The 14,778-nt window shown below is 44.7% G+C and carries 5 protein-coding genes; all 5 read left to right on the top strand.

Translation table 11 applies throughout. The annotated features are described in order from the left end of the window. A partial coding sequence (locus tag AB4140_RS04995; protein ID WP_372000029.1) for an SDR family NAD(P)-dependent oxidoreductase occupies positions 1 to 3,992 on the top strand: 3,992 nt, incomplete at its 5' end. Continuing rightward, entirely contained in the window at positions 3,989 to 6,256 is a 2,268-nt protein-coding gene (locus AB4140_RS04990) for a PfaB family protein (RefSeq protein ID WP_372000028.1), read from the top strand. The genes AB4140_RS04995 and AB4140_RS04990, both read left to right, overlap by 4 nt. Before the next feature lie 14 nt (positions 6,257 to 6,270). Continuing rightward, positions 6,271 to 12,354: a beta-ketoacyl synthase N-terminal-like domain-containing protein gene (locus tag AB4140_RS04985; RefSeq protein ID WP_372000044.1), complete on the top strand. Its 6,084-nt coding sequence runs from the start codon at positions 6,271 to 6,273 to the stop codon at positions 12,352 to 12,354. A gap of 9 nt (positions 12,355 to 12,363) precedes the next feature. After that, positions 12,364 to 13,992 (top strand): eicosapentaenoate synthase subunit PfaD, encoded by a 1,629-nt coding sequence (gene pfaD, locus AB4140_RS04980; RefSeq protein ID WP_372000027.1) that lies wholly within the window; start codon positions 12,364 to 12,366, stop codon positions 13,990 to 13,992. Between the two features lie 47 nt (positions 13,993 to 14,039). Next, positions 14,040 to 14,297 (top strand): hypothetical protein, encoded by a 258-nt coding sequence (locus tag AB4140_RS04975; RefSeq protein WP_076537243.1) that lies wholly within the window; start codon positions 14,040 to 14,042, stop codon positions 14,295 to 14,297. Positions 14,298 to 14,778: the final 481 nt, after the last annotated feature.

Genomic DNA, 14,778 nt, shown 5'->3' with positions numbered 1-14,778 from the left:
TACCCGCTGAAGGCTCTAAGCTACCAGCGGAAGGAAACGTTACAGCTGCAGCTGCGCCAGTTGCTTCTGCTGTAGTTTCAGGTTTATCGGCTGAAACAGTATTGAATACCATGCTAGCAGTGGTTGCTGAAAAAACCGGTTACCCAACTGAAATGCTAGAACTTAGCATGGATATGGAAGCGGATTTAGGTATTGATTCAATCAAACGTGTTGAGATTTTAGGCACTGTACAGGATGAGCTACCAGGCTTACCTGAACTTAACCCTGAAGATTTAGCTGAGTGTCGTACTCTTGGCGAAATCGTATATTACATGAACTCTAAACTGCCTGCCGCTGGAGCCGTTACAGCTTCAGTTGCGCCAGTTGCTTCTAATGTCGTTTCAGGTTTATCGGCTGAAACTGTATTGAATACCATGCTAGCAGTGGTTGCCGAAAAAACCGGTTACCCAACTGAAATGCTAGAACTTAGCATGGATATGGAAGCGGATTTAGGTATTGATTCGATCAAACGCGTAGAAATTCTTGGCACAGTACAAGACGAGCTACCTGGTTTACCAGAGCTTAACCCAGAAGATTTAGCTGAATGTCGTACCCTTGGCGAAATCGTTTCTTATATGAACAGCAAGCTGCCAGCCGCAGGCGCTATGAGCTCTGAATCACCAGCGATTTCTGCCGCTGCTGTAGCTTCTGGTTTATCCGCTGAGACAGCCTTGAGCGCCCAACAAATTCAAAGCACTATGATGTCAGTTGTTGCAGAGAAGACTGGTTACCCAACAGAAATGCTAGAACTTAGCATGGATATGGAAGCAGACTTAGGCATCGACTCAATCAAACGTGTAGAAATTTTAGGGACTGTTCAAGATGAGCTACCAGGCTTACCTGAGCTTAACCCAGAAGATTTAGCTGAGTGCCGTACCCTTGGTGAAATCGTTTCTTATATGAACTCTAAGTTACCAGTTGGTTCTGCTACTGCGTCAGCAACTGCAGCTCAAGTGGCACCTGTCGCTTCTGGTTTAAGTGCAGAACAAGTACAAAGCACCATGATGTCAGTGGTTGCTGACAAAACTGGTTACCCAACTGAAATGCTAGAACTTAGCATGGACATGGAAGCAGATCTGGGTATCGATTCTATCAAGCGCGTAGAGATTCTTGGTACGGTACAAGACGAGCTACCAGGCTTACCAGAGCTTAACCCAGAAGATTTAGCTGAGTGTCGCACGCTTGGTGAAATCGTTAGCTACATGAACTCTAAGCTACCCGCTGAAGGCTCTAAGCTATCAGCCGCAGGCGCTATGAACTCTACTGCAGCTACAAACTCTGCCCCACAAGTTGCAGCGACAACAGCATCTGAATTAGCAACAGACTTACCTCCACATCAGGAAGTCGCGCTAAAAAAGCTACCAGCGGCGGATAAGTTAGTTGATGGTTTTTCTAAAGAAGCGTGTATCGTCATCAATGATGATGGTCATAACGCAGGCGTTCTCGCAGAAAAACTCACCGCAACAGGCCTAACCGTCGCCGTTATTCGTAGTCCAGAATCAGTCACTAGCGCACAATCACCGCTAAGCAGTGATATCAAAAGTTACAACCTAACGGCTGTAAATGATGACGCGATTAGTGATGTCATTGCACAAATCAGTAAAGCCCATAAAGTGGCTGGTTTTGTTCACCTACAACCACAACTTGCCACTGCGAACAATGTCATGCCGCTAAGTGATGCAGGTTTTGTTGCTGTTGAACAAGCTTTCTTAATGGCTAAGCACCTACAGAAAAGCTTTACCGAATTAGCAAAAACTGAACGTGTAAGCTTTATGACGGTAAGTCGTATTGATGGTGGTTTTGGTTACTTAAACAGTAATGAACTCGCCACTGCAGAGTTAAATCAAGCAGCGCTTTCAGGTCTAAGCAAAACCCTTAGCCATGAATGGCCAACAGTGTTTTGTCGAGCATTAGATATCGCGCCAGGCTTTGAAGCTGTGGACCTTGCTGATGCCGTTATTGCTGAGTTATTTGATGTTAATGCTGCCAATGAAATTGTTGAGGTAGGTATTAGCAGCGAAGGTCGCCATACATTAACAGCGACCACAACTGCGAAAACGCGCTATCAAACCACGACCCTTGATAGCAATGATACTGTGTTAGTCACTGGCGGTGCTAAGGGCGTCACATTTGAATGTGCGCTTACACTTGCTAAACAGACAAAGTCTCACTTTATCCTTGCAGGTCGTAGCCAACACCTTGGGGCAAACTTGCCGACATGGGCTCAAGGCAAGCAAGCTAAAGAGTTAAAAGCAGCTGCAATTGGCTTTATTCAATCTCAAGGTAACAAGCCAACGCCAAAACAAATTGACGCGTTAGTATGGCCAATTACCAGTAGTTTAGAAATTGATCGCGCCTTAGCAGCATTCACAGAAGTGGGCGCAAGTGCTGAATATATCAGTATGGATGTCAGTTCAGATGATGCCATTAAGCAAACGCTTTCAGCTTTCAAATCAATTACCGGCATCATTCATGGCGCAGGTGTATTGGCTGATAAGCATATTCAAGACAAAACCTTAGCTGAATTAGGTCGTGTATACGGCACTAAAGTCACCGGCTTTGCAGGTATCATTAATGCCATTGATGCAAGTAAATTAAAGCTGGTTGCTATGTTCTCATCTGCCGCAGGTTTCTACGGCAACACCGGACAAAGTGACTATTCAATGTCAAATGAGATCCTCAATAAAACCGCATTACAACTTGCCAATAACTATCCGCAAGCCAAAGTAATGAGCTTTAACTGGGGCCCTTGGGATGGCGGAATGGTCAGCTCAGCATTGAAGAAGATGTTTGTTGAACGCGGTGTTTATGTGATTCCGTTAGACAAAGGCGCAAATTTATTTGCCCACAGCCTGTTATCTGAAACCGGTGTTCAAATGCTGATTGGTTCGAGCATGCAAGGTTCTGATTCAGCAGAACAAGCAACTGGTTCAGCTGTAAAAAAGCTTAATGCGGACTCTGCGCTAAATGCTGAGAGTTCGCTGACATTATCTTTTTTAAATACTGTATCTAACAGTGCAACTGCAGCAGATAAGCCTCGCAGCTTATCTGTTGTAAGAGTACTTAATCCGGTTGCAATGCCCTTCATTGAAGATCATTGCATCGCGGGTAATCCAGTACTGCCGACAGTGTGCGCCATACAATGGATGCGTGAAACAGCGCAAAAGCTATGTGGTTTACCTGTAAGCACCAAAGATTATAAGTTACTTAAAGGCATTATTTTTGAGTCGGCCCAGCCACAAGAGTTAACTCTGCAGCTAACTGAAACCGCTGAAGGCTTAAAAGCATTGATTTCTAGCCGGGTACTTGACGGTAACAGTGATGCTAACGCGTTATTAAGACCGCAATACCAAGCGAACTTAATCGTCAACAGTGCATTACTTAATGAAGTTGCCACTACAGCAACCGATAAAATGGCTCAGTTAGCGTCAATCATTGATAAGGTTAAAAACAACAAGGCCATTAGTACTGACAGTGAACTTTATTCAAACGGCAGCTTATTTCATGGCCCACGTTTACAAGGGATCAAGCAAGTATTGGTTGCAAATGATAGCCAGCTTATTTGTAAAGTGACCTTACCAGAAATTGAACAAACTGATTGTTTAGGTTTTGAAGCGCAACTTGAAATCGGTGGTAGTCAGGCATTTGCAGAAGATCTACTGCTACAAGCAATGCTAGTGTGGGCGCGAATAAAGCATGACGCAGCAAGTTTGCCATCAACCATTGGTGAGCTAACCACTTATGCGCCATTTGCATCAAATGACCAAGGTTATTTAGTGCTTAATGTCGTAAAAAGTACTAGTCGCTCTTTGACTGCTGACATTGCGCTTTACCATGAAGATGGTCGCTTAAGTTGCACCATGACAGCGGCAAAAACAACCATTAGTAAAAGCTTGAATGAGGCTTTTTTAGCCCCGGCTAAAGCACTTGCTGATTTGCAGGAGTCGGTGTGAGCAATCAATCAACTTCTGTGATGTCAAAGCCTGAGCCAACAAAAGTTGCATCAGTAAAAAGCATGCGCATCGCCTTAAAACTGATTGCCAATGATGCTGCATCATTGGCGCAAGCTGCTAATGGAGCTAATGGTTCCTTGCATACAAATAACAATGCATTTGCTGCTATCAAACCTTGTTCATTGGCTGAAACATTAGGCGCGACAGCCATCCCGCTTGAAATTGATGTGTCGTCATTAGATGGCACATCAAATACCGCCACAAACTTAAACATGAGTTTTCGCGACTATTTAGCTCAAGCGATTGAACGTATTGAGCAACAACAAACGGTATTGCTAAGCCATCCAGCTTTGCCATACCGCCTGTTAATGATGCCAGCCATTGTTGCAGCAAAACATCGGTGTCATCCCCATGCCTATTTAACCGGTATGGGCGAAGGCCACGAGTTATCAGACGCAGTGCAACAAGCACTAACGCAAGCCAAACGGGCTCATGTTAGCCCAACTCAAATCGATGCGACTCATTGCACTAGCTATAAAGATAAGTTTTTTGAACTGATTCAGTTGATTGGCCACCTTGCGACTCGTAGCTTGCCAACAACGAATGACAGTGAGAATAACAGTACGAATAAACAGTATTGGTTTAGTGAAATGCACCAAAGCCGCGTCGCCAGTTTCAATTTTATTGAAGCCGAAATGCAACACGCAGTGGTATTCGTTCAGGGAACTGAACTTGCTCAGGCAAGCTCATTACTGGATAACACTAGGTTGTTTTTCCCAATGTCTGCCAGCACCGTTTCAGAAATACTGCAGCAACTAACGCAGTTACAAAGCCAGTTAAACGCTATTATTAATACAAATACCAGTGCAGCAATCAATGTTAACCACAGCACGCTGTTAGCACTGATGTTGAACAATCTAAACCAGTTTGATCACCAAGCAGGTAAAGCTGCGGTGATCATGGGCAATTCAATTGAAACTGCATGCAGCGAGATTGAAGCCATGTTGGCGATGCTAAGTACTTCAGATACATTAGCAAGCTCGCCATCGGAAGTTGAATACAAGACCCCATCAGGTAGCTGTTTGATACTCACGGCCAATGAGCCATTGGGCACGAATGGTCTTTGTTTCGTCTACCCGGGTGTCGGCACTGTATACCCACAGATGTTCAGTCAACTGCCACGCTTCTTCCCTGACTTATATGCTCAGCTAGAACGTGATGGTGATGTAAAAGCCATGCTGCAAGCAGATAGCATTTATGCTGATAACGCTAAAGTCACTGATATGAGTTTGGGTGAACTGGCGATTGCAGGTGTGGGTGCAAGTTATATCTTAACCAAAGTGCTTAGCGAATATTTTAATGTAAAACCTAACTTTGCCATGGGTTACTCCATGGGCGAAGCGGCGATGTGGGCAAGTCTTGGTATTTGGAAGCAACCCCACAGTATGATTGAGGCGACGCAAACCAGTACTATTTTTACTACCGATATTTCAGGTCGTTTAGATTGCGTGCGCCAGGCATGGCAGTTGAATCAAAGCGACGATATCGTGTGGAATAGTTTTGTGGTTAGAGCAACCCCAGCCGATATTGAAGCGGTTTTAACCCAATATCCTCGTTGTTATCTCGCTATCATTCAAGGTGATACTTGCGTGCTGGCAGGATGTGAAGCCAGTTGTAAAGCGCTGCTAAAACAAATCGGCAAACGCGGCATTGCAGCAAATCGCGTGACCGCAATGCATACTGCGCCAGCCATGCTAATTCATCGCGAAGTGGCTCAATTCTATCAACAAGCGCTTCACCACAATGAGCAGCTTGAACAAACTGCACAGATAAAATTTATCAGCGCAGCAAGTTCACAACCGATTAATGTCAGCAGCCTTGATATTGCAACCTCAATCGCTGACACCTTTTGTCAGCCGCTTAACTTTACTGAGTTGGTTAACAACGCACGTAAATTAGGCGCGAAACTTTTTGTTGAAATCGGTGCAGATCGCCAAACAACCACCTTGATTGATAAAATTGCTCGCACAAGTCCTACAGTTTCAGAGCCTTGCCAAGCCATTGCCGTCAATGCCAAAGGTGGAGACGATCAAACTGCGCTGCTTAAATGTATTGCCCAGCTTATCAGCCACAAAGCACCTGTTTCGCTGACCTGCCTTACACAAGGGTTAGCGAATTTGTTGGCTAGCACACTTAAGTTTGAAGTGAACAATCTTCAAGCGGATGCTACTTTAGCCCCACAATTAGAAGGAGAACAATCTTGAGTTCTCAATCGAATATGAAAAATATTGCCTCTAGCGATGCTAATAAAAATAACGCTGGCAGCGTCCCTAAAATCGCAGTCGTCGGCTTAGCCACCCAATACCCTGACGCAGACACGCCGGTTAAATTTTGGCAAAACCTGCTGGATAAAAAAGATTCTCGTAGCACCATTAGCAGTCAAAAACTGAATGCTAATCCGGCCGATTATCAAGGTGTACAAGGTGAGTCAGACCGTTTTTATTGTGACAAAGGCGGCTACATTCAAAACTTCAGTTTCAATGCTGAAGGATACCGCATTCCAGCGCAGCAATTTAGCGGCTTAGACGACAGCTTTTTATGGGCTACCGATACTGCCCGTAAAGCACTGGTTGATGCCGGCGTAGATATTAATAATGCTGAGCACAATCTAACGCTTAATCGCACCGGTATTGTCATGGGAACCTTGTCGTTCCCAACAGCAAAATCAAATGAATTATTTGTACCGCTTTATCACAGCGCAGTTGAAAAAGCCTTGCAGCATAAATTGCAGCAACCCAATTTCACTTTACAATCATTTGATGGTGAAGATTTTAATCAGCAGCAAATCCCAGCATCACTGTCTAATGGTGCCATTGCCCATAATGCATCGAAATTGGTTGCTGATGCACTGGGTTTAGGCGCGGCGCAATTAAGCCTTGATGCAGCTTGTGCTAGTTCAGTTTACTCATTAAAACTTGCCTGTGATTACTTACATACTGGTAAAGCTGACATGATGTTAGCGGGCGCAGTATCAGGTGCTGACCCATTCTTTATTAATATGGGCTTTTCAATATTCCACGCTTACCCAGATCATGGTATTTCAGCGCCTTTTGATAGTAACTCTAAAGGCCTGTTTGCTGGTGAAGGTGCTGGGGTATTAGTACTAAAACGCCTTGAAGATGCTGAGCGTGATGGTGACCATATATACGCTTTAGTGAGCGGTATTGGACTATCTAATGACGGTAAAGGCCAATTTGTACTAAGCCCAAATAGCGACGGCCAAGTAAAAGCCTTTGAACGTGCTTATGCCGATGCGGCTATGCATGATGAAAGCTTTGGCCCTGCCAATATTGAAGTGATTGAGTGCCATGCAACGGGAACCCCACTAGGTGATAAAGTTGAACTCACCTCAATGGAACGCTTCTTTGCAGATAAGCTTAATGGCTCGAATACGCCGTTAATTGGTTCGGCTAAATCAAATCTAGGTCACTTATTAACGGCTGCCGGTATGCCAGGGATCATGAAAATGATTTTTGCCATGCGCCAAGGCGTGTTACCACCGAGTATCAATGTCAGCGCACCCATCAACTCACCAAATAGTACTTTTGGTAACACTAACTTGCCAAGTGACGTACTGCCTTGGCCAGACAAAGCGGGAAATAATGCCCGTCATGCGGGAGTCTCTGTATTTGGCTTTGGTGGTTGTAACGCGCATTTGTTGATTGAGTCGTATCAAGGTAAAGCTCAAAATACAGCGTCGGCTACAACAGCTCATAGCTCTACTGCTCAGTCTTCTACGCCTAATGCTTCTACAATCTGCGCCCAAGCGCCAATGCATATTACCGGAATGGCGGCTCACTTTGGGCCACTATCAAGTATTAATGCCTTTGCTAAAGCGATTGACGCTAAACAATCGGCATTTACAGCCCTGCCAGAAAAACGTTGGAAAGGCTTAGATAAACACCCAGAATTATTATCACAGTTTGGTATTAACCTTGAAGGTGAAGCGGCGCCAAAAGGTGCGTACATCAATCAGTTTGATTTTGACTTCTTGCGCTTCAAAGTGCCGCCAAATGAAGATGACCGCTTAATCTCGCAACAATTGCTATTAATGAAAGTCGCAGATGAAGCCATTCATGACGCAAAGCTTGAATCTGGCAGTAAGGTTGCTGTGCTAGTCGCAATGGAAACGGAGCTTGAATTACATCAATTCCGTGGCCGTGTTAACTTGCATACGCAAATAGCAGCCAGCCTAAAAGCTCATGGCGTTAACTTGTCAGAGTCTGAATACCAAGCACTTGAAACCATTGCGATGGATAGCGTGTTAGATGCGGCGAAGTTAAATCAATATACCAGTTTCATTGGTAATATTATGGCATCGCGCATCTCATCACTTTGGGACTTCAATGGCCCTGCTTTCACGATTTCTGCCGGTGAGCAATCGGTTAACCGCTGTATTGATGTGGCGCAAAATCTACTGGCGATGGAATCTCGCCAAGAGCCTTTGGATGCAGTGATTATTGCTGCAGTAGACTTATCAGGTAGCATTGAGAATATCGTCCTAAAGACAGCCTCGCTTGCTCAAGCTAGTGCCAGTAAGCAGAACTTATCAATTGGTGAAGGTGCTGGCGCAATCGTATTACAAGCCGCTACAGCAAATGCTTCCAATGTGGACTTGATTCATCAAGCCCTAGGCGCGCTTTCTGATCAAGATATGACTGATTCAGATATAAATGCATCTGGCTTTGCTGGCAGTTACGGCACCATTGAAAGCCTTGAATTTGGTTATAGTGAACAAATCGGCTCAATCGCTGATACCTTGCTGACTCAAACAGGGTTAACTAGTACGGATATTAAATTAGTAGAATTAAACCAAGCACCTGCTTGTTTAAACACGTCAAGCATCAAGGCTTCGCAAGCCTTATCGCAGTTGTTTAGCCAGTCCCTAAGCACTACTGCTCAATCTTGTATTGGCCATACCTTTGCTGCATCTGGAATCGCCAGTTTATTACATGGTTTGTTAGCACTGCCTAAGTCTTTTGCTCTCAATAACGCAGCAGAGCCTCAACATGCAATCATAGCCACATTGAGTGAAAACCAATGTTCACAGCTATTGCTGAGTCAAACTTCACAGCAACAAGGTGCGAGTCAGCAGCGTTTAGACATCGATATCCAGCAGCAAACAGCCAAGAAGCTCAGCTTAGTTAAGCAAGTTAGCCTTGGTGGCCGCGATATTTACCAACATATTGTCGATGCGCCACTGGCTGAGATTAATAGCATCCGAGCTAAAACAGCCCAAATAAAACCCTTAGCGTCTGCTGCTGTCACAGCAATGACGAGCCGAGGACATTTTGAAGCACCTCAAATGAGTGAGCAGCAAAATACTTCAACGACTAAACAAGCGATGGTGAATTCACCATCAACAATAATAGAGTCCCCTATGCCGTTTTCAGATCGTTCTACCCAGTTCAGCCCTGCTAAACAGGAACCTGCATCTTCAGTGCAAACACCTTCGCTTGCACAAGCTCAAGCACAAGTTCCGCCAGCACATCTAACGGCTTTTGAACAAAACCAGTGGTTAGCACATCAAGCGCAACTGGCATTCTTAAAAAGCCGTAATGAAGGTTTGAAAGTGGCTGATGCACTGATGAAGCAGCAACTTGCGCAGGCCAATGGTCAGTCGTACGCTTTACCAGTACAAAGCGCCCCGACTCAAGCAGTAAACGTGCTAGCTCAGCCAGTCGCAGTCGCGCCGACACTGCGCCCAAATCATGCCAGTGTGCCACCTTATATCGCGCCTATCCCTGCGGATAAGCCATGTATCTGGAATTATGCTGATTTAGTTGAATACGCTGAAGGCGACATCGCCAAGGTGTTTGGTCCTGATTACGCTGTTATTGATAACTACTCACGCCGCGTACGCCTGCCTACCACTGATTACTTATTGGTCTCGCGCGTCACTAAATTAGATGCCACCATGAACCAATATAAGCCATGTTCAATGACCACTGAATATGATATCCCAGTTGATGCGCCCTATTTAGTTGATGGCCAAATACCTTGGGCTGTCGCGGTTGAATCTGGTCAATGTGACTTAATGCTGATCAGTTACTTGGGCATTGATTTTGAAAACAAAGGTGAGCGCGTTTATCGTTTACTTGATTGTACGCTGACCTTTTTAGACGACTTACCACGTGGTGGCGACACGCTTCGTTATGACATTAAGATTAATAATTTCGCTAAAAATGGCGACACCTTATTATTCTTCTTCTCTTACGAGTGTTTTGTTGGCGATAAGATGATCCTGAAAATGGACGGTGGTTGTGCAGGCTTCTTTACTGACCAAGAACTTGATGATGGTAAAGGCGTAATTCGCACCGAAGATGAAATTAAACTGCGTGAAGATGCGTTTAACAACCCGAATAAGCCACGTTTTGAGCCATTATTGCATTGCGCTCAAACCCAGTTTGATTATGGTCAAATCCATAACTTACTGCACGCCGATATCGGCGCTTGTTTTGCGGGTGAGCATCAAAACCATCAACTGGCTTCAGGTAAGCAAGATTCATTATGCTTCGCCTCTGAAAAATTCTTAATGATTGAGCAAGTTGGCAATCTAGATGTTCATGGCGGCGCATGGGGCTTAGGCTTCATTGAAGGTCATAAAACACTGGCACCTGATCACTGGTATTTCCCGTGTCACTTTAAGGGCGACCAAGTCATGGCTGGCTCACTAATGGCTGAAGGTTGTGGTCAATTACTGCAGTTCTTCATGCTGCATATTGGTATGCACACCTTAGTTGAAAATGGTCGTTTCCAGCCACTTGAAAATGCCTCGCAAAAAGTGCGTTGTCGTGGTCAAGTTCTGCCACAACACGGTGAACTGACTTACCGCATGGAAGTGACTGAGATTGGTATTCACCCTCGCCCATATGCCAAAGCCAATATTGATATTTTGCTTAACGGTAAAGCTGTGGTTGATTTCCAAAATCTGGGTGTGATGCTTAAAGAAGAGAGCGAGTGCGCGCGATATATTAACGATACTGTTATTAACGACACTGCGACTGTTTCGAGTACTGAGACGAGTAAAGCTAGCGGCCAAGCATCAAAAAATGCACCGTTAATGTCACAAATACCTGACCTATCTGCAGCAACCAATAAAGGCGTGATTCCGCTGCAACATGTTGAAGCGCCGCTTATTCCTGATTACCCAAACCGCAGCCCTGATACGCTACCATTTACGCCATACCACATGTTCGAATTTGCAACCGGCAACATTGAAAACTGTTTTGGCCCAGACTTCAGCATTTACCGCGGCTTTATACCACCACGTACCCCATGTGGCGATTTGCAGCTCACTACGCGAGTGGTCGATATTCAAGGTAAACGTGGCGAACTTAAAAAACCGTCATCGTGTATCGCTGAATACGAAGTGCCTGCAGACGCTTGGTACTTTACAAAAAACAGCCACGCTTCAGTGATGCCTTACTCGGTATTAATGGAAATTTCTCTGCAACCTAACGGCTTTATCTCAGGCTATATGGGCACCACACTAGGTTTCCCGGGCCAAGAGTTATTCTTCCGTAACCTAGATGGTAGCGGTGAGCTATTACGTGATGTTGATTTACGCGGTAAAACTATCGTCAATGACTCAAAGTTATTATCCACCGTGATTGCAGGTAGTAACATCATTCAAAGCTTTACCTTTGAATTAAGTGTTGATGGCGAGCCATTTTATAAAGGCAGCGCAGTATTTGGTTACTTTAAAGGCGACGCCCTTAAAAACCAATTAGGGATTGATAACGGCCGTATTACTCATCCTTGGCATATTGATAATAATGTCGCCGCTGATATTACTGTCGATTTACTCGATAAGCAGTCGCGGGTATTCCACGCCCCTGCTAACCAGCCACATTATCGCTTAGCTGGCGGTCAGCTTAACTTTATCGACAAAGCTGAAATCGTTGATAAAGGCGGTAAAAATGGTCTAGGTTACCTATCGGGTTCACGCACCATTGACCCAAGCGATTGGTTCTTCCAGTTCCATTTTCATCAAGATCCGGTTATGCCTGGCTCATTAGGCGTTGAAGCTATTATCGAGTTAATGCAAACTTACGCCATCAGTAAAGACTTAGGTAAAGGCTTTACCAATCCGAAGTTTGGCCAGATTTTATCTGACATAAAGTGGAAGTATCGCGGTCAAATTAACCCGCTGAACAAGCAAATGTCATTAGACGTGCATATCAGCGCCGTGAAAGATGAAAACGGCAAGCGCATCATTATTGGTGACGCAAACTTAAGCAAAGATGGCTTAAGAATTTACGAAGTAAAAGATATCGCAATCTGTATCGAAGAGGCATAAGGATTAATAATGACAATTAGCACTCAAAACGAAAAGCTATCTCCATGGCCTTGGCAAGTTGCCCCAAGTGATGCCAGCTTTGACCCTGCCGCTATCGGTAATAAATTAAAAGAGCTTTCCCAAGCTTGTTACTTGGTGAGCCATCCTGAAAAAGGCTTAGGGGTTTCTCAAAAAGCCCAAGTGGTCACAGAAAGCATTAGCAGCGGCCAAGACTTACCTGTCAGCGCTTTTGCACCCGCACTTGGCACCCAGAGCTTAGGCGATAGTAACTTCCGCCGTGTACACGGGGTTAAATACGCATACTATGCTGGCGCAATGGCTAATGGTATATCATCTGAAGAATTAGTTATCGCCCTCGGTCAAGCGGGCATCTTATGTTCGTTTGGCGCTGCGGGCTTAATTCCTTCACGGGTAGAGCAAGCCATTAACCGCATTCAAACGGCGCTGCCAAACGGCCCATACATGTTTAACTTAATTCACAGCCCAAGCGAGCCAGCCCTTGAGCGTGGTAGCGTTGAGTTATTTTTAAAACATAAAGTACGCACCGTTGAAGCATCGGCTTTCTTAGGCTTAACACCGCAAATTGTTTACTACCGCGCGGCAGGTTTAAGCCGTGATGCTAGCGGCAATGTGGTTGTTGCTAACAAAGTTATCGCCAAAGTGAGCCGCACCGAAGTCGCGATTAAGTTCATGCAACCTGCGCCAGTTAAAATACTGCAAAAATTGGTTGATGAAGGCTTAATCACCCCCGAGCAAATGGAGCTAGCTCAGCTTGTTCCTATGGCTGATGATATTACTGCAGAAGCTGACTCTGGCGGTCATACCGATAACCGACCTTTAGTGACGTTACTGCCGACTATCTTGGCCTTAAAAGACAAGGTACAAGCTGAATACAACTACAACCCGCCTATTCGTGTCGGTTGTGGTGGCGGCGTGGGTACCCCTGATGCCGCGCTGGCGACCTTCAATATGGGCGCAGCTTATATTGTTACCGGCTCTATCAACCAAGCGTGTGTTGAAGCAGGCGCCAGTGAACATACTCGTAAACTGCTTGCCACCACTGAAATGGCTGACGTGACCATGGCACCCGCTGCGGACATGTTCGAAATGGGCGTGAAACTGCAAGTGGTTAAACGCGGCACGTTATTCCCGATGCGCGCGAACAAGCTTTATGAGATTTATAGCCGTTATGAGTCAATTGAAGCGATTCCAGCAGAGGAGCGTGAAAAACTTGAAAAACAAGTATTCCGTGCAAGCCTTGATGAGATTTGGGCAGGTACAGTGGCGCATTTTAACGAACGCGATCCTAAGCAAATCGAACGCGCACAAGGTAATCCAAAACGTAAAATGGCGCTTATTTTCCGTTGGTACCTTGGCCTTTCAAGTCGCTGGTCGAATTCAGGTGAAGTTGGCCGTGAAATGGATTACCAAATTTGGGCAGGTCCAGCACTTGGCGCGTTCAATGAATGGGCAAAAGGCAGCTATTTAGATGATTATACCCAGCGAAATGCGGTAGACTTAGCAAAACACTTGATGCACGGCGCAGCTTATCAAGCACGTATTAATCTACTGACCGCCCAAGGCGTAGCAATACCAGTAGCATTACAACGTTGGAGCCCGCTTGATCAGGTCAAGTGATTAAGTGCTGTAATCAAGCTAAGACAATTTTCATATAGGTAGCGGTAATGAGCGAAACACAAAAACTGGATTTTTCAGCGGTAAATGGCACCACACAAGAGTCATTTAACCAACAAAAGAACTTGATAAAGCGCATGCTGAAAGGCAACAGCGCAGAATGCAGTGAATGTAAAAAACCGCTCACGCTGCAATTGCCGCCTAATACTAAAAAGGCGAAGCCGACAGACAAAGCACCAGGAATATATTGTGCCAAAGGTTGTACTGATATAGAACTGGATATGGAAGCAGTGGCGCTGTTGAAATAACCTTTAGTTATTTCGGGTTTAAAGCTAAAAAGAAAAGGCATCGAAAGATGCCTTTTTTGTTGGTTTTTTTAGGTTTTAACATCTGGCTGGAGTTGGGGATTGCATTTAAGCCCCAATTACCTGCCGTAGGGGCAGTATAAGATACAAATATCACGATCACATGGATGTGAAAGGTCAACCTTTCGTGTAAGCACAGCTGTGACATTTGTGTATTCATATCCATCAAATGACGAATCTAAGGCTGTAGTCCATTCGCTTATAATAATTAACTTTATTAAAAGCCATGATTTGAAGTAACTGATAATTGTCAAAAACGCACAATTATCCTTGTTGTTTAAATTAATGTTTTAAAAATTCAATGTGATTTAAGTACAGTATTCAACACTATTTTATGTTGCTGTGGGTGTACTTTATTAATAAAAAAAATAGATTCGCAAGCGTGACAACATAGCTTATCCCACTCTTTATACTTAAAGTTTCT

Origin of the sequence: Shewanella sp. 10N.286.51.B2, from assembly GCF_041469265.1 — a bacterium.
Taxonomy (GTDB): Bacteria; Pseudomonadota; Gammaproteobacteria; order Enterobacterales; family Shewanellaceae; genus Shewanella.
This window is presented reverse-complemented; position numbering and strand designations above follow the sequence as displayed.

Excerpts from the sequence above, each read along its gene's own strand:
- AB4140_RS04975 (WP_076537243.1), top strand. The coding sequence starts at position 14,040 with ATGAGCGAAACACAAAAACTGGATTTTTCAGCGGTAAATGGCACCACA.
- AB4140_RS04985 (WP_372000044.1), top strand. The coding sequence starts at position 6,271 with ATGAAAAATATTGCCTCTAGCGATGCTAATAAAAATAACGCTGGCAGC.
- pfaD (WP_372000027.1), top strand. The coding sequence starts at position 12,364 with ATGACAATTAGCACTCAAAACGAAAAGCTATCTCCATGGCCTTGGCAA.